The sequence below is a fragment of the Bacteriovorax stolpii genome (assembly GCF_002872415.1).
In the GTDB taxonomy this organism is placed as follows: Bacteria; Bdellovibrionota; Bacteriovoracia; order Bacteriovoracales; family Bacteriovoracaceae; genus Bacteriovorax; species Bacteriovorax stolpii.
The window spans coordinates 3294097-3311328 of the sequence record NZ_CP025704.1 but is presented as its reverse complement, the minus strand read 5'-3'; the positions used below and the strand labels follow the sequence as shown (position 1 = coordinate 3311328).

Annotated in this window: 12 protein-coding genes; 7 read left to right on the top strand and 5 right to left on the bottom strand. The window is 41.0% G+C overall.

All coding sequences use genetic code 11. The features are described 5' to 3' along the window. The first annotated feature begins 40 nt into the window (after positions 1 to 40). Positions 41 to 3487 (top strand): CHASE domain-containing protein, encoded by a 3447-nt coding sequence (locus tag C0V70_RS16300; RefSeq protein ID WP_102244931.1) that lies wholly within the window; start codon positions 41 to 43, stop codon positions 3485 to 3487. Here C0V70_RS16300 and C0V70_RS16295 read toward each other — a convergent pair. Next, positions 3480 to 4469, bottom strand: a complete 990-nt coding sequence (locus C0V70_RS16295; protein ID WP_102244930.1) for an NAD(P)H-dependent flavin oxidoreductase — start codon at positions 4467 to 4469, stop codon at positions 3480 to 3482. The two genes, C0V70_RS16300 and C0V70_RS16295, sit on opposite strands and share 8 nt — an antisense overlap. Positions 4470 to 4616: 147 nt before the next feature. Between C0V70_RS16295 and C0V70_RS16290 the strand changes: the two genes are divergently transcribed. Genes C0V70_RS16290 through C0V70_RS16275 form a run of 4 tightly spaced genes read left to right on the top strand, consistent with a single transcriptional unit; the run spans position 4617 to position 10369 of the window. Then, entirely contained in the window at positions 4617 to 5828 is a 1212-nt protein-coding gene (locus C0V70_RS16290) for a M20/M25/M40 family metallo-hydrolase (RefSeq protein WP_102244929.1), read from the top strand. 48 nt (positions 5829 to 5876) lie between these two features. Next, positions 5877 to 8546, top strand: coding sequence for a helicase-related protein (locus C0V70_RS16285; RefSeq protein WP_102244928.1), 2670 nt, complete (start codon positions 5877 to 5879; stop codon positions 8544 to 8546). A 3-nt stretch (positions 8547 to 8549) separates the two neighbouring features. Further along, entirely contained in the window at positions 8550 to 9365 is an 816-nt protein-coding gene (locus C0V70_RS16280) for a ferritin-like domain-containing protein (RefSeq protein WP_102244927.1), read from the top strand. Further along, positions 9365 to 10369 (top strand): hypothetical protein, encoded by a 1005-nt coding sequence (locus C0V70_RS16275; RefSeq protein WP_102244926.1) that lies wholly within the window; start codon positions 9365 to 9367, stop codon positions 10367 to 10369. The genes C0V70_RS16280 and C0V70_RS16275 overlap by 1 nt, the downstream gene beginning before the upstream one ends. Here C0V70_RS16275 and C0V70_RS16270 read toward each other — a convergent pair. Both C0V70_RS16270 and C0V70_RS16265 read right to left on the bottom strand, forming a co-directional pair. After that, positions 10366 to 12300, bottom strand: a complete 1935-nt coding sequence (locus C0V70_RS16270) for a sensor histidine kinase (RefSeq protein WP_102244925.1) — start codon at positions 12298 to 12300, stop codon at positions 10366 to 10368. The two genes, C0V70_RS16275 and C0V70_RS16270, sit on opposite strands and share 4 nt — an antisense overlap. Before the next feature lie 35 nt (positions 12301 to 12335). Beyond that, on the bottom strand, positions 12336 to 12971 hold the full coding sequence (locus C0V70_RS16265) for a class II aldolase/adducin family protein (protein ID WP_102244924.1): 636 nt from the start codon (positions 12969 to 12971) through the stop codon (positions 12336 to 12338). A gap of 23 nt (positions 12972 to 12994) precedes the next feature. Between C0V70_RS16265 and C0V70_RS16260 the strand changes: the two genes are divergently transcribed. Continuing rightward, positions 12995 to 13933, top strand: a complete 939-nt coding sequence (locus C0V70_RS16260) for a hypothetical protein (protein ID WP_102244923.1) — start codon at positions 12995 to 12997, stop codon at positions 13931 to 13933. Here C0V70_RS16260 and C0V70_RS16255 read toward each other — a convergent pair. After that, complete coding sequence (locus C0V70_RS16255) at positions 13930 to 14700, bottom strand: HD-GYP domain-containing protein (protein WP_102244922.1); 771 nt, start codon at positions 14698 to 14700, stop codon at positions 13930 to 13932. The genes C0V70_RS16260 and C0V70_RS16255 overlap by 4 nt on opposite strands. Before the next feature lie 221 nt (positions 14701 to 14921). Here C0V70_RS16255 and C0V70_RS16250 point away from each other — a divergent pair, with 221 nt between their 5' ends. Then, the gene (locus tag C0V70_RS16250) at positions 14922 to 16001 is read left to right on the top strand and encodes an ATP-grasp domain-containing protein (protein WP_102244921.1); all 1080 of its coding nucleotides are present in this window, start codon (positions 14922 to 14924) and stop codon (positions 15999 to 16001) included. A 46-nt stretch (positions 16002 to 16047) separates the two neighbouring features. On the opposite strand, the gene C0V70_RS16245 is transcribed toward C0V70_RS16250, so the two are convergent. Next, positions 16048 to 17232, bottom strand: a complete 1185-nt coding sequence (locus C0V70_RS16245; protein WP_102244920.1) for a trans-sulfuration enzyme family protein — start codon at positions 17230 to 17232, stop codon at positions 16048 to 16050.

Below are 17232 nucleotides of genomic sequence, written 5' to 3'. Positions count from 1 at the left end.
GTCGCTAACTTAGTGGTGTATTTTACGTTTTGGGGACACTGTGGATTCTGAGCGCATTCAGAGCGGCGTTACTTCGACATTTTTGCAAAATTATTTTGTGAAGCTTGTTGCTTTCGTGGCGCTCTATTTAATTTTTGCTCGCGTTGGTGTTTCACTGGCAACGATTAATGAGGTGACTTCTCCTGTGTGGCCGGCAACAGGTGTGGCCATGTCCGTTTTGTTTCTTTTCGGTCTTCGTTTCTGGCCCTTCGTTTTCATCGGTGCTTTTATCATCAATTCACTTTCAAGCCTGTCGTTTATATCGATTCTTAGTATCGCCACTGGAAATACACTGGAAGCACTTGTCGGTGCAGTAGTGCTCTTTTTTTTTAGTCAAAAGAAATACCAGACTGAAACTCACTCACGAACACTCGCAATTGTTTTAGCTTCAATTATTGGAGCTTCTATCAGTTCAATGGTGGGAACCCTGACTCTGGTTTTATCAGGAGCTTCACCAGGAGAAATGTTTGATCAGGTTTGGTTGACTTGGTGGACAGGAGACTCTCTTGGAGGCATCGTGGTTCTGCCTCTGGTATTTTCTTTCGTCAAAAATTCTTTTAGCTTGCAGGATGAAGTTCACGAAGCTCCAGGCATTCTTATGAGCCTGGCCCTGATCTTTGGTGGAGTGCTTTTGTGCTGGCTGCTTTTTTTTCAGGTTGAAGGGGCACCTTACTTATTTTTTATTTTTCCATACATGCTTTGGTGTGCAGCTCAGGCAGGAGAGCGTGGTAGTTCTCTGGCCACGATTCTGATTTCCTTTATCGGCGTGCTCGCTGTTAAGTTTGGCTATGGAGTGTTCTTACATGGAACGACTAATACAAACTTAATTAACTTACAGGTATTCCTGGCCAGCGTAGGGATCAGTTCATTGATGATGACTGATTTAAAGCGCATCTCTTCATTAAAGCAGCCAGGATTGGTCCTTCTGTTTAGCTGGATTTTCGCCAGCCTTTTATTCTTGGGATTCTTTTTTAAAAACAGCCGCGACTCTGATGATTATTTGAAAACCATTGTCGAAGGTGTGGAGCCATTACTTGAATCAAAAATGAATAACTACTTTTTTGCTCTTCAAAGTGGCGCGAGTTTATTTACCGCCAGCGATAAAGTGACACAAGAAGAGTGGAGTAGTTTTTTAGAATACAATCAATTTCAAAAACAACTTCCGGCACTAAGAGGGCTAGGTGTTGTTTTCCGCCTTCCTAAAACTGAGATTGAATCCTTTATTAAGAAAAATGAACTGAGAAAAGGACAGGATTTCGAGTACCATGCTTTTCCTGGCGTTTCACCGGAAGAAGCTTCCCAAAACGCACTTCTTTCTGAAGCGTATCTGGTAACTTATATTGAACCTTTTGGCGGCAATCGTTTAAAGGCAGGTCTTGACCTGGCGACTGAAGAACAACGTCGCATGGCCGCCGAATACGCCCGTGATACAGGAGAGCCGGCAATTACAGGAAGAATAAAACTCATTGATGATCCTGATGGACAGCCGGCGATGCTGGCCTACTATCCCTTTTATGGAAGAGGAGAAATACCTAAAACTGTAGCAGAAAGAAGAGAGAGACTGATTGGGTGGACGTATGCTCCTGTAATGACAGACCAATTCTTCAGTACTGTTTTTCAGCAAGGTAATTTAAAAGAGATCAGTTTTAAAGTCTCAGAAGATTCGTTAGGGAAAAGCACTTTAATTACGGCGACTCCAGGGTATGACAAACTTCCAGGGTCTAATGAGATTATTAAAAAAGTTCGTTTTGGTAATCATGATTTTGTTTTTCAATTTAAGGGGACAGCCGCTTTTTATGCCAGCCGTGATTCATTTTCATCTCGCGTAGGCGCAGTGGCAGCGATTATTAGTTTACTGTTAGGAACATTAATCGTTTCTCTGCAGGCCATGAAAAAGCGTGCGATCAATTTTGCCAGTCAGACAACTGAAGAACTCAAGGCCAGTGAAGAGCTTTGGAAGTTCGCTTTGGAAGGAGCTGGAGATGCTGTCTGGGATTGGGATATTGATACGGGGAAAGTTCATTTCAGCAGGAGACTCAATAGTCTTTTGGGGTACGAAGAAGGTGAATTAGATAGTGCTGAAATAGACTGGCCAACGACAGTGCATCCTGAAGATCTTCCTCGTGTAAGAGCAAACCTGGCAGCACACTTTAATGGCGAGCAGAGCTTTATTACTGAATGCCGCCTCCTTTGTAAAAATGGTAATTATAAATGGGTTCTTGCACGGGGAATGATGATCCATAATAAGGCCGGTGATAAACCTCATCGCATGGTCGGAACGATTTCAGATATCTCATCACAAAAAGATTACGAATATGAAATCCAAAGACAAAGGGCCAAGGCACATTCTATTTTTGAAGGATCAAGTGATGCCCTGATGCTTTTAACAATGGATGGACGTTTCTTTGATTGTAACTCTCGCACGTTGAAACTTTTTGGTTTTGAGAAAAAAGCAGAGTTTCTTTCTTTGCACCCGTCTGATCTTTCCCCTGAATTTCAGCCTAATGGAGGTGATTCAGAGACTATGGCCAACAACCACATGAGAAAGGCCTTTAACGATGGTTATAGTCATTTTGAATGGGTGCACTGTCGCAAGAATGGAAAGAGTTTTCCGGCCGAAGTTCTTCTCACTGCTTTTTCTTATGACGGAAGGACTGTTCTTCAGGCCTGTGTTCGCGATATCAGTGAAAGAAAACATGCAGAAGCTATTTTAAGCAGCCAAAGAGAAAAACTTGTGGCCTCTGCCAAGATGTCTTCGCTGGGGGAAATGGCAGGAGGGATTGCTCACGAGATCAATAACCCTCTAACAATTATCATTGGGAAAACATCGCTTTTAAAACGTAGAATTGAAGGCACTGACAATGCTTTAAGCAATAACTTTAAATACAACCATTCAATTGCCGAAGAACTAACCAATATTCAAAACACGGCCAAGAGAATCGGATCTATTATTCGCGGGCTGAGATCGTTTTCAAGAAATGCTGAAAACGATCAAATGGAGCGCATCCATGTGCCGGGACTCATTGATGAAACCTTGGATTTCTCACGCGAGCGATTCAAATTCCATGCAATCAATTTAAAAGTGAATATGGATGAAGGTGACTCGCTTTACATTAACGGAAGAGCGGCTGAGCTTTTACAGGTTTTGGTAAACCTGCTCAATAATGCTTACGACGCCGTCGAGCCATTAAAAGAAAAATGGGTTGAAATTAATGTCGGTCATGATGATGGCGTTTGCAAAATCAGCGTGACTGATAGTGGTGATGGAATTGATCCGGAAGTATTGGACAAAATCATGATGCCATTTTTTACAACAAAAGAAGTAGGGAAGGGAACAGGGCTTGGTCTTTCTATTTCAAAAGGGATTATTGAAAACCACCGCGGCAGGTTTTATTACGACACCGCTTCTGCCCACACTTCATTTGTGATTGAACTGCCTCTTACTTAAGCTGGCGAGCGACCAGTGCCTGGTAAGCTTCTTCGTATTCAGTAATAATTCTTTTAATAATCGTCTGAACATCTTCGATGGCGTGAGTAAACTCAATTGAAGGTCCGGCAACCCAGACTGTTTTATAAGTGGCCGCGAAGGCTGCTTTTTCTACTGCTTTCATTCCACGGTAGTAAGTCAGCATCTTGGCATATTTTTTAAGCTGCTTGTTGTGATTCAGGAAAGATTCAACGAAGTTTTGTTCAGTCCCGATTTCTTTCACATAAGGAGTGTTGATAACTGAACACGGGCTTCCTGAAATTTTTGTCGTCATAACGATATCCATCGCTCCAAAATCAACGACGGCTTTTTTGTATTCAGCTGATACTGGAGATTCTTTAGTGGCGATAAAGGGAGATCCAATCGAAACACCTTCACTTCCTAAGGCCATGACAGAAAGAAGACCTGCTCCTGTTCCTACACCACCAGCGGAGATCACCGGGAGCTTCGTTGCTTTCATCAACATTGGAACCAGGATTGAAGGAGAAATATTTCCAGCGTGTCCGCCGGCCCCGGAATTAACAGCAATTAAAGCATCAGCTCCAAGGGATTCGACTTTTTTAGCGTATTCAACATCGACCACGTCACAAAGAATTTTTACTCCCAGCGGTTTTAATCTTTTGATGGTTTCTTCTGGAGAACCAAGAGAAGTGATGATGAAGGCCGGTGGGTATTTTTCTAAAACAGCTAAGTGTTCTGCCAGGTGAACATTTGACTTATTTACTATGAGATTAATTCCAAATTTACCATTGCACTCTTTGTGGAGTTCGACCATTCCTGCTTCAAAATCGGCCGGGGTTCGGTAGTTTAAAGAGGGGATACAACCAATGAATCCGTTCTTATAGGCTTCAGCTAACATTTTGTTATTAGACACTAAAAACATCGGCGCCAGGATGATTGGGTACTTAATATCAAAAGTTTTTGTTAGCCAGGTTGAGATCATGGTTCTCTCCGTCAAAATTGTGAAATCTTTCTTTGATTAATTGTAAGAAGTAAGAAGATAAAATTCCAGAAAATTAGACAAATCATACCAAAAGGAACAAACTTTTTGTTAATCACGGATGATTACCACTAAAGGAATAGGTTGTTTATGATGAAAGGTTTTAAATCGCTCTCTCTGGCAGTAGCAATGATTGCTATCCCAGCAGTGTCTCCACTCGCTACAGAAAATACAAAAAGCGTCTACATTACTATCGATTCAGATGCTCTAGCTTTCTCTGAAAAAACTTTCGGAAGAAGAGTTGAATCTATCGAGACAAAAGACGGAATTAGCGTCTTAAAAATCGATGAAGAGTCGATTCCTTGGCTTTCACTTCTTATGCACAGAAACTTCAACCGTTGTGGTGGATTCATGGTTCACGACGATAAGGAAGAAGCTCTTGAGCAATTAGATTCTCAAGATGGAGCTCAGCTCTTTGCTAAGAATAATATGTTCGCGGACTATACTATCAATCAGGAAAACTTAGTTAAGCCTCTGGTGAACGAAGTAAAAGCTGATAACATCCTGGCAACGATCACTAAACTTTCTTCGTTTAAGAATCGTTACTACAAGGGTGAATTCGGAAAGCAATCAGCAACATGGATCAAAGATTACTGGAGTGGTTTAGTCAAGAATCGCACTGACGCGACAGTAGAATTTTTTCCACACTCTCAGTGGGATCAGCCTTCAGTTATTTTGACTCTAAAAGGCGCGTCAGATGAGACGATTGTTGTTGGTGGTCACCAGGATTCAATCAACGGATCATTTGGTGGTGCGACTTCAACGGCCCCAGGAGCAGATGATAACGCGTCAGGAATCGCGACGATTTCAGAAGTTATCCGCATCCTTGCTGATAGTTCTTACCAGCCACAAAAAACGATCAAATTTATGGCCTATGCAGCTGAAGAAGTTGGTCTCTTGGGATCAAAAGAAATTTCAAGAAGCTTCAAGCAGAAAAACGTCAATGTCATTGGAGTTATGCAACTTGATATGACGAATTTCCAGGGAACAAAAGATCTCGATATCGTTATGATGAGAGACTACACCAACGACCAACAGAACAACTTTGTTGGATCAATCATTGACCGTTACGTCCCTGGTGTGAAGTGGGGATTTGATAAGTGTGGATACGGCTGTTCAGACCACGCTTCTTGGCATTCTCAAGGTTATCCGGCATCAATGCCATTTGAAGCGAAGATGAATGACATGAACCATAACATCCATACAGCAAGAGACACTCTGGCCGCATCAAATGGAAACGCTAACCATGCTGCAAAGTTTGCGAAAATGGCCGTCGCGTACATCGTTGAATTAGACCGATAGAAAGCAAGATGATATAATCAGTCGTGAAACACTAAAAAGGAATTTTTATTGAGCACGACTGATTTTCCCGCCCTTCCCGATTACCAAGGTATCCGCGACCTCTTAGATACCGAAAGAAAGACCCTAATTAAAATTCATTCTTTTTCCGAAAGCGATGATTATCTTCGAACTGTTGAAGATGCAGGCATTGTTTTAAATTTCGTTGAAAAAACTCAAAGCGCTCTTTGGAATGTTTTTAAGCAGTACCCTTCGCTGGTGAGCATTTTCAACACTGAGTATGTAAACTTTTTTGAATTTCTTCAAAGAGAGAATATTATTTCGCTCGTCTTTATTGACGACTGTCTGATGCCGGAAAAAGAAATTTTCTATTTCGGTCAGGATGGGGGACTCACTCCGGCAGTTCTTGAACTTCACTACGCTGTATTAAAGAAGTGGGTTGAAGGAAAAGAAACAAATCACGTTGAAACTCAAAAGAGTTTCAAAGAAAACTTCAATGCAGAATTAAAATCAAGCCAACTTGCCTGTCAGTGTGTGGCCTGTCTTGCTGATTACAGAACCCGTGTACGCGAAGTCGTTTACGATGAGTGCGTGGCCGCAATCAATGATACAAAAGCGAAGATTGAAGAGCAGATTGCTCTGAATAAAGAAAGCGCTATCTCTGATATCACAACAATCTATCAGAACCTTTTAAGAACTCTGGATAAAAAATTTCAGCAGGTGCAGTTCAGGCTAAAGAAGTCTTCTCTCAATCGTCTTGAATCGCAAATTAAGGCCCTTCAAGATGAGACATTCACTTACCCAAGCCCGCTGGCAAAAGAGCACGCTAATAACTTAATTCTTTTTTTCCACCGCATTCTATCAGAAGAAGGGCATTCACCAGAACTGGTGAGTGACGAAGAATTCACGCGCTTTTTCAAGCAGCTCTCTAGCAACATCTGGAGACATGAAAAATACCTGGTTGTTGAATTTAAAAAACTAATCAAATCGATCCTGGTGTTGAAGAGAAAAGATATCTCTTCAAATATTCTTCAGGAGTATTTAGGACAGTTCTGGCTGCACTCACACGCCAGAAAAATCCCAAGAAAGATCATCTATCACATGGGGCCTACCAACTCTGGTAAGACCTACCATGCGATCCAGGCACTGGCCGCTTCTCGCAAGGGATGTTACCTGGCGCCACTGAGACTTCTTGCGGCTGAGTTATACGATACTCTTAATGGTAAAGGAGTGAAGACCACTCTTTTAACTGGTGAAGAAGTTATCGAAATTGAAGATGCCACTCACTATTCATCGACGATTGAAATGGCCAAGCTGAACGAAGAGTTCTCATGTGCGGTTATTGATGAAATTCAGATGATCACTGATAAACAAAGAGGCTGGGCATGGACCCGTGCTCTGGTCAACCTTCACGCATATGAAGTTCACGTTTGTGGTGATGGTTCGGTTCTTGACTTGGTAAAACAGATCACAGAACTTTGCGGTGATGAGTTAGAAGTAAAAAATTATGAGCGTATGACAAAACTTGAAGTTGAAGAAAAGCCTATCGTGCTCTCTCAGCTGCAAAAGAGTGATGCATTGATTGTTTTCTCAAGAAGAAATGCGCTTAAGTACAAATACGATCTGGAACAGGTTGGTTTTAAAGTATCTATTATCTACGGAATGCTTTCTCCTGAAGTTCGCCGTGAGCAGGCCCGCAAGTTTGATAAAGGGATCACGGACGTTATCGTTAGTACTGATGCCATCTCAATGGGGATGAACCTTCCGATTAAGAGAATTGTTTTTACCACTCTTACAAAACACATTAACTCACAAGAGCACCCAATCACAGTGAGTGAGATTAAGCAGATTGCCGGTCGTGCCGGACGCTTTCAGCGTTTCCCGGTAGGAAAGGTTACATGTCTGCAGAAAGTAGAAGATGGATTAACAGAAATTCAGGATGCACTGGATTCAGTGCTGGAACAACAAACTCAAAGTATGGTTGGTCCCGATCTGGATATCTTCACGAAAGTTAACAATGCTCTTTCATCTCACAATCTCCCAATCCTTAGGCTTTCAGAGTTCTTGAGACTCTTTAACACGATGATCTTCACGAAACCATTCTACTGTGTCGATCTGAAAGAGATGATTGAACTTGCTGAAACGGTAGAAGATATCGATAGCAATCATACACTTTCATCAGCAGAGATTTTTGGATTTGCCTGTGCTCCTGTTAACTTAGGTCTTCTGGAGCATGTTCAGTATTATGTTTGGATCTTAAAAAAATTCGTTACGAACGAAATTATTAAGAACGAACACATCAATCACGCTTCAAATGAGATTGATTATCTTGAAACGACAATTAAGTGCGTGGAGCTCTATCAATGGCTTGCTCGCCACTTCAACAATAAGAATTTTGAGTTTGATGAGACAGATCTTCTGGAAAATAAACTTCTGGCCATCGACAAACTTAATACACTTCTTTCTGACAAGATCACGCCAACTTGCTCAAGCTGTGGGGTCAAACTTCCAGAAAACGCTAAGTTTGCTATTTGTGAAGACTGCTTCCAGCAGAGGCGCTTCACGAGACGTCCATTCCAGGGTAGAAGAGGGTCGCCTCCAGGTGGAAAACCGGGAGAGAGACAATCAAACCTGGCTTCGGCAGTGGGCTCAACGAAGAGCAACTTCCGTCAGGGGAAACCTTCTAAGAAGAGAAAGTTTCAAGGTAAACCAAAAAGATAGTTTATGCATTACCGCGATTTTGCCAGACAGGTACTAGAAGGGGAGAATTTAGAAGATAAATTACTTTCTTCAAAAGACATTATTCTGACTGAGCATCTTCAAGATTATGAATTACCGCAAAACCCAGGGCGCACCAAGCGCCTGGAGTTCAATAACGAGCAGGTTAAATTCCCTCGAAGCGCAAGTTTTCATCTGGAAGATAAGAGAGGACTTGCCTTACACTTTTTTGCCAACCACGAGCTTCTGGCAATCGAAATGATGGCCGCGGCCCTTTTGGTTTATCCGGATACTGGAAAAGAAATGATCCAGTTTAAAAAGGGATTAATTAAAACCATCCAAGATGAACAAAAGCATTTAAAGATGTATCTTGCGCGTATGAAAGAATTTGGAATCGAGCTAGGGGATTTTCCTCTCAATGACTTTTTCTGGCGCTCAATGGAGAAACTTAAAACTCCTTCGCACTTTTATTCGGCGATGGCGATGACTTTTGAATCGGCCAACTTAGATTTCGCTCAGTTTTATGAGCAGAGCTTTAAGGCCGTAGAAGATTTTAAGACAGCAGAGATTATGCGTGTGGTTTTAGAAGATGAAATCTCTCATGTGGCCCTCGGTGCTCACTGGTTAAATCAGTGGAGAGGAAACCAGGATCTATGGAACTATTATCGCACGCATCTGCCGGGAGTGATGACTCCTGCCCGCGCTAAGGGCATTCAATTTGATAAAGAGATTAGAAAGAAAGCGGGCCTTGACGACGCTTTTATCCAGTCGCTGGATGAATTTAGAGATGAATTTAAAGTCACTAACCGCAAGAACTGGTAATGAAAACCTATAAAGTCGACCTGGATTATGAAGCCTCTCTTTTTGATCCTCGATACGATGAAGGATCAGCTGCTTCATTAAAAGTGATCAGAGAGTTTGAATATGTTTTTTTTCTGATTAATCAGGAAGCCTGTCACTTAAAAAATATCAAACAATACGATGATAATTACCTCAAACATTTAAAGTCTCTGGGATTTAGTATCCCGTCGTTTGCTCCTGATGAAAAGGCATTCACCTATTGGTGGAGTCATCGCCATGAGCGAGAATTAGAAAAAGAATTAAATTCTAAACTCACGTCAGTTGAAATCGCAAAAGAAAGAGGATGGGGTTTTTGGCAGGGAAAGATAGCAGAGAGTGTGGAGGATGTTCTTTCTCATTTAAAAACACACCCGAATATTAAACATTGGATCATCAAGCGTCCGCATAGTTTTAGCGGTATTGGGCATTATTATTTTTCCGCTGATCAGGTTAATGTTGAAACATTAAAAAAAATCCTGGTTGAAAAAGTTTTATTGGAACCTGTTTATCAAAGAGTTTTTGATATCGGTACAACATTTATCATCCACAATGGAGAAATTAAACGCCAGTTTATGGTAGAGAATTTTAATTCACAGAGTGGTGGATTTAAAGGTGGAGCAGGCGCGTCCAATGTGGATAAATTCAAAAAATATATTCAGGAAAAGTATCACTTTTCTTTGAATGAACTGGAAAAAATCACTCTGGAGATTGCTCGCGTTTATTTGAACAAAGGCGCTCTTTTTAATGTGCAGATCGACTCATTTGTTTACCAGGAAGAAGGACGGTTGAAACTCTATCCATTAGTTGAAGTCAATTATCGCAAAACGATGGGGCTAGTTATACAGTCACTTGCTGACAAATATTCTGAAGCCCATCATGTTGAATGGAAAGTGCTTTCTTCCAAAGAAGTGACTAATGAGATGGACTCCTGGATAAAAGTTTCGCCTGAAGGAAATCATTTTAGAAGTTTTTACAAAGCTTTTTAGACAATACCGACTTTACTGAAAGCTTCATCGACATGAGAAGGAGCTGACTTATCAATGTATTTAAAAATCAAGATAACTTCTGTACCTCTGCTGGATTCTTCTGTCGATGACTGAATACTAACTTCACCATCAAAGGATTCCATATAAGATTTCATTAAACGCATTCCAAATCCTGTTCCCTTTTCATTGTCTGTCCCTTCCGTGCTCTCGATGTGACCATTTTGAATGAACTGGGTTTGATCCATTTTTTTCATCCCAATACCACTGTCTTTGATAGAGACATACACTCGCTCAGGGCAATGATGAAGCTTAATGATGACTTTTGAGTTGCGGTAGCTAAATTTAATAGCATTGGAAAGAGAGTTGTTGAGAACCTGATTAAAAATAGCGACGGGGTCTCCCCAAACTCTCACATGTTCTAGTTCCAAATCCCACTCTGTTGAGAATTCGATATTTTTAGCTTTTGCCCGCTCTTCAAAGAGATCAATTGATTCTTTGATGAGTGGAATAATGGCCACAGGCTCATTTTTGACATTGATTTTCCCATCTCCGGCCTGAATCCAGCATTTCACTCTGCTTAGAAGGAGTTTACTCTGGTTGAGCGATTTTTGCACACGGTCCAATCGTGAATGTGATTTAGGGTCAAGGAGTGGGCTGATTTTTTTAATCGCCTCAATACTATGTTCAGCAACAAAAAAGTGATTTGCCAGGTCGTGGCTGATTGTTCTCATGGCCTGTTTTAAAACTTCATTTTGTTTTTTTCTCATTTCAGCTTCGACAAGATCGCGCTGAATTTTTCTCATTTTGAAATAAGCAGCAATAGAGCTGACGATCATTTCAAAAACAACTGGCAAGGCCATGATGGCCGGATCATAAATTTTACGGGCAGGATAAAGATTAAAAATGGCCGTGATTGCGTAAATCATGACCGGCATCCATGAGAGAATGACAAGAATGGCCAGATTTCTATTGGTTTTCAATCCTAAGAAAGTCAAATAAACCATCGAGAGCAACATTGTAAGCTGTATAGACTGCTTAATGTTATAGAAGTACCCAATCTGTTGATTGTCATACATAACCAGCATACTGATGCCAATAAAGACGGTGCCTAAAATTTGGTTAAGCTTCAGGAGCCATTTATGATTTTTTAAATCTAAAAGAGTGTAAGTGAAATAGACTAATGAAAGATGAAGTGTGGCCGTAAAAAACCAGTTGGCATAAAAACTTGCACCAACAGGAATTGGATTATCAAAAAAATACCCGGCAACACCTGATGAGCAATAAAAGGCCATGGCGCACGACCAGGCAAAAATCATGTAGTAAACAGGGTTTTTATTCCTGAAAGAAAAGAACACAACAACCTGAACGATTGTCATCATGAAGATAAAACCAAAGAATCCATAAGCAATGATTCTTGCAACCTCCATCTCAAATTTAAATTCAGATGAAGTTTTTAAATCAATGGCAAGGTGAACAAACTTAGGCGATTGAATTTTGATGTAAATAGATTCTTCCGGCCGGGCAACGGGAATTTTCATCAATGGAGAATTGGTATAGATATTCAGGTTATCATTGCCAATGACATTTCCTCCAGCTGCAAGCCATTCAACTTTTGAGTTTTTGAATGAATAAAAGTCAGCGCGGTCAATAAAGCGGGAGCCAACAAATAAGTAACGGTTTTTGACTGCCTTAGTGAATGTTACTTTTGCAAGTATCATTTTGGTTGATTCGTGAACTTTTATCGTGTCGTATCCATAATACGATCTTGGGCTTTGATCCCACTTCGCAATCCAATCTGCTTCAGTTAAATGTGAATTTAATTCTTTGATCTCGATTGATTGAATTTCAGAGTTGGTAGAAAATGCACGTCCTTCCTGGAAACCTCCAAGAAAGATAAATAAAAAAAGAATGAAAAGACCCGTGACTTTCATGGGTCTTTTTTCGGAAAAAAAAATTAAATATGTACTTAATTCATATATTTTTGATAGAGGGAAACTGTCAGGCTTCCTGCTTCTTCGAGGGAGCGGGCATAGATGACGATTCCATCTTCATGTCCATGCATACAAAAGACACCTGAGTCTTTGTTTTTAATACATGCTTGAGTTGCATGGGCCATCTCAACTGTTCCGTAAGGAATACTTTCACAAGTAAAATCCGACTTATCTTCAATCATTTTTTTCCAAATCTCGTTGGAATGAATGTGAAAGACGGCTGTGATATTAGGGTTGGCCGCGTAGATAGCAGCGTGGGTAAGAGCTTCGCTGGAAGCCTCAATCGCTCCCATCATTTGAATCTTTAGTTGGTCGATTTGATAATCGAGAACGCGGGTGTACTGAAGGCCGTTGAGGTCAGCGTATTTTCCAGTTTGTGTACCAGTGATGACGAATTGGGGGTGTGTGTTTGAGTGATAACAGGAATAGTCTCGAAGTGTAGACATGTTTCCGAAACCGATATGCACTTCAGGATACTCACCAATCAAGTTCATTTGGTAGAGTTTTTTTCTCCAGTATTCGAGGGCCTCATATTCATCAGCCAAAAGCGCCCCGCACTGGGAAAAATTTGACCGGTCGTACTTGATAACTCCATCATCTATGACTTTCATGAAAATCCTTTATAATTGTCTATATGCTTGAAAAACTTATCACAAATTTTAAGAAGAGTCTCCCTGAGCCACTACGCAAAAAATTAGGCGTGGCAGAAGAGGATGAACAGGTCGAAGAGCAGGAAGAAGAAGTCGAGGAGTCGGAAGCCGAATCCGAAGCATCCCCTGAAGAAGACAAGAAAAAGAAGCAGATAAGCATGATTATCAGGGTCGTGATTATCCTGGTTTTGGGATACTTGGCCCTGGATGAATTTGTTTTAAAGCCAAATTCTTCTGAGCCATCAGTCGAAGAACTTTTAGCAGCTGCGCCAAAAAAACCAAGAAGACCGAAAAAAACAGAGGCGGCTCAACCTACTGAAGCAACAGCACCGGCCGAGGGGACTCCTCCGGCAGAGGGAGCAGTGGCCGCGGCAGATACTAATGCCAGTGCAACAGAAGGGGCTCCCATTGAAAATATCAATATTGCTCCAAAAGAGGAGAGCACATCTTCTTCATCATTAGATGTTCCAACATCAAATGATGTTGTTGTTGATTCAAAACCTGTTGAGACAGGAGTGGATCAAAAGCTGGATCAGTTAGTGAATAATTTTGAAAGCACAACTGAGACTCCATCGACCGGACAAATGGAAGAAGTAAAAGTTCCTTCGATGGGAGGAGCTGATTCTGAAAAACAAGAAACTTCCATGGCCTCAAAGATTGTGGATGATGTGGCGGTTGAAACTGCACCACCTGCTTATGATCAAATCGGCCGCGGGCTCGTTTACAATTGCAAAGATAAATACTGGGCCTGTGTGGATAAGCCGGCCTATGTTACATGTAACAAAAACATGAAGTGGAATAAGTCTAAGGGCAATTCTGCTGAATGTGTGGTCCAGGCAATCTATGGCTCAGATGAAGATTGTGCGAAAGTACAGAAGTACAATGTGAGCACGAGCCAGGCAACGGCTTTCTGCCAGAATTAAGCAGCGTCTTTCTTGAAATCTCCAGCGATAACCTGAAGAGTGAAGGTGTCTTCGTTTTTATTTTGCTCTTTCATCATGCTGGAGATGAATTTCTCAACTAACATCGGGTCAAATTGAGTTCCGGCAAATTCACGAAGTTCAGCGAAAGCAACTTCAAAAGGAAGTCCTTTGCGGTATGGTCTGGTCGATGTCATGGCATCGAATGTGTCAGCGATTAGAATGATTCTTGAAAAAAGCGGGATGTCTTCACCTTTAAGCCCTTCCGGGTATCCACGTCCATCGAAACGCTCGTGGTGGTATTTTGCATTGATCGCCATCTTCTCAAAAATAGGGAAGTCTTGAAGAATCTCGTATGACTTCGACGGGTGAAGCTTCATTTCTAAGAATTCTTCATCAGTTAAGCGCGAAGGTTTTTTTAAAACAGCATCAGGCACACCGATTTTTCCAATATCATGGAAAAGGGCCGAGACTTCTAGTTCATATAGTTCGTCTTCTGAAAGTCCCATTTCTTTTCCTGCGGAAATACAGAAATAGGCCACGCGAAGTGAGTGTCCCCATGTGTAGTCATCTTTACAACGAAGAGCACTTAATAAAGTTTTGATTGAAAGTTCGAAGAATTCTTTTTTGATAGATTTGATGGAAGGAGTAGATTTGATAGCATCTTCAATTGCACGTGAACGTGACAGCGCTTCTGCTTCGGCCTTAAGCTTTAGCTCACGCTTCTCTTTTAAAGCCGACAATTGAATTACATTGCTTTTCTTCGTCATTACTAGTTCCAGGTTCCCATCAAAAAAGGACTACCACTTTCATTTAGTATCGGTGAGAAAAGCCTGGGACTTTAGCAAGAAAGCTAATTTGACCAAAATACGCGGAGATATAAAATCTAAGGCTTCCGGCATCCGCCCTAAAAAGTAGGCAGAACATTTTTAAATATCGCTTTTTCCAGCCTTATTTTAAAATGTTAGAGATCAATGCCTAAGGAGAATAAATGCGAGAAATGGAATGCGTGCGCCAGAATCCGGCGACAGATGAGTATATTAAGAAACTTTTGAAAGAGGCAGACCTCTCGCCAAAATTCATTACTTGGGAAGATTCGCGAGTCTCAGCAAACTCGCCATTGCTTTTAATTGTAGATGAAGATCATATTGATGCTTTGATTGATGTTTGCCAAGAGCGCGATTTAAAGTTAGTGGTGGCCTTAAATACAAGAAGAGAATTTAAACTAGTGTCTCAGTTAAAAGATCACTTTGATAAAATTTTTGGTTTTATCGATTTGTCTCAAGAAATTAATTACAACACACCTTTACTTAAAAACTATATCAATATGAATTTCTCTGCTCATGCTGTGAAGCTTGATCAGCTGGCTTCGGATTTAGAAAAAGTTTATGAGTTTACGAGAAGTGAGCTGACTCGCGTGAAGGACTTGCACGACCGCTTAGTTAAGGTCAGAGTCGATAGCTTAAAAGGAGTGACAGTCACCAGTAAGTTTATGGCCGGAGAAAAAAGTGGTGGAGAATTTTTTGATATGATACAAACTGATCAGAACTTTCTCTTTATTCAAGCGGGGAGTGATAGTTATATTCTCTCATCTTTAATTCTCTCAGAACTTGAAGTCTTAAAAAACTCAACTCCCACGACAGCGGTTAAAGCTCAAAGTGAGCACTTTGAGAAAATGATCAATCACCATGCAAAGGAAAACAATGCAGAACTTAGTTACTGCATTATTAATATCGACCTGAAAACTCTTCAAGTTGATTGCCAGTTTAAAGGCAACGGCTCTCTTTTCTATCAGGGAGAGTTAATTGATTTCTCTGAGCCTGTGAAGTTAAAACTTAAGCCGGCCGAAAAGTTTTATCTCCTTTCAAGCGGAGCACTTAAAAATTTAAAAGAGCTTAATCCAAAGCTGTCCTTAAAGAGCTTCTATAAAGACAATAATGATAAAAACACTCGCGACCTAATTAATGAGTTTTTCTTTGAAGTTTCGCGAAACAAAGCAGGGAACTTTTTGATTTATGATGCCCTGATGAGTGTGATTGAAGTAGATCAGAAGACCCTTTATCAAATTTAGTGATCATCGCAGAAAAAAGAAAGGCTCCCGTAGGAGCCTTTCTTTTTTAAACAGATTTAAATGCTTGCTCTAAATCATCAATTAAGTCTTGAACGTGTTCAATCCCAACTGACAATCTGATCAAGTTGTCCGAAAGACCAATCGACTCGCGAACTTTCTTTGGAACAGAAGCGTGAGTCATGATCGCCGGGTGTTCAATTAAGCTCTCAACTCCACCTAAACTCTCAGCAAGGGCAAAAAGCTTAACAGTCGATAAGAACTTCTTTGATTTCTTGATGTCACCTTTTAAGAAGAAAGTGATCATCCCACCAAAACCAAGCATCTGCTTTTTAGCGATTGCGTGTTGAGGGTGAGATTTAAGGCCTGGGTACACTACGCGCTCAACCTTAGGGTGTTTTTCTAAGTACTGAGCTACGGCCATAGCGTTCTTTTCATGAGCGGCCATACGAATCGCCAGAGTTTTTACTCCACGAAGAACCAGCCAAGAATCAAACGGAGACTGAGAAGGTCCGATTGAGTTTTGCAGGCGGAAAAGTTCTTTTCTGTAATGGTCGTCGTTTAACATAATACATCCACCAACAACATCGCTGTGTCCGTTGATATATTTTGTCATTGAGTGAAGTACGAAATCAGCTCCAAGAACTAGCGGGTTTTGGAAGATTGGGCTCATGAAAGTGTTATCAACAACAACTAAAGCTTTCGCTTTTTTTGCCATTGCAGATACCGCCTGAATATCAGTGATTTTTAGAAGCGGGTTTGTTGGAGTTTCAAGCCAGATCATTGCTGGTTTGAAGTCTTTAATTTCTTTTTCAAGCTTCTTTAGGTCAGTTGTATCAACGAATCTGAAGTTGTGAGTGTGATTAAATACAGTTGTAAAAAGTCTGTATGTTCCACCGTAAACATCGTCACCGCAGATAATGTTTGATCCAGGAGGAAGTAAGTGCATCATCAGCATTTCAGCAGAAAGACCTGAAGCTGTTACACAACAGTGTTTCGCTTGCTCAAGTGAAGCAAGACATTCTTCAAGGCGTGTACGAGTAGGGTTATGAGAACGAGTGTACTCATAACCTTTGTGAACGCCTGGAGACTCCTGAACGTATGTCGAAGTCTGGAAAATAGGAGGCATAATCGCGCCTGTTTCTTTATCCGGCTCTCCGCCAACGTGGATGGTTCTTGTGGCAATATCGTGAAGTGTAGCTTTGGTTTTTTTAGGTGTAGCTTTTTTAGTCAT

What these genes read in the sequence shown, in the direction of transcription:
- C0V70_RS16295 (WP_102244930.1), bottom strand. Translation starts at nt 4,469, where the DNA reads ATGATCTCAACCTGGCTAACAAAAACTTTTGATATTAAGTACCCAATC.
- C0V70_RS16290 (WP_102244929.1), top strand. Translation starts at nt 4,617, where the DNA reads ATGATGAAAGGTTTTAAATCGCTCTCTCTGGCAGTAGCAATGATTGCT.
- C0V70_RS16280 (WP_102244927.1), top strand. Translation starts at nt 8,550, where the DNA reads ATGCATTACCGCGATTTTGCCAGACAGGTACTAGAAGGGGAGAATTTA.
- C0V70_RS16275 (WP_102244926.1), top strand. Translation starts at nt 9,365, where the DNA reads ATGAAAACCTATAAAGTCGACCTGGATTATGAAGCCTCTCTTTTTGAT.
- C0V70_RS16270 (WP_102244925.1), bottom strand. Translation starts at nt 12,300, where the DNA reads ATGAAAGTCACGGGTCTTTTCATTCTTTTTTTATTTATCTTTCTTGGA.
- C0V70_RS16265 (WP_102244924.1), bottom strand. Translation starts at nt 12,971, where the DNA reads ATGAAAGTCATAGATGATGGAGTTATCAAGTACGACCGGTCAAATTTT.
- C0V70_RS16260 (WP_102244923.1), top strand. Translation starts at nt 12,995, where the DNA reads ATGCTTGAAAAACTTATCACAAATTTTAAGAAGAGTCTCCCTGAGCCA.
- C0V70_RS16255 (WP_102244922.1), bottom strand. Translation starts at nt 14,700, where the DNA reads ATGACGAAGAAAAGCAATGTAATTCAATTGTCGGCTTTAAAAGAGAAG.
- C0V70_RS16250 (WP_102244921.1), top strand. Translation starts at nt 14,922, where the DNA reads ATGCGAGAAATGGAATGCGTGCGCCAGAATCCGGCGACAGATGAGTAT.
- C0V70_RS16245 (WP_102244920.1), bottom strand. Translation starts at nt 17,232, where the DNA reads ATGACTAAAAAAGCTACACCTAAAAAAACCAAAGCTACACTTCACGAT.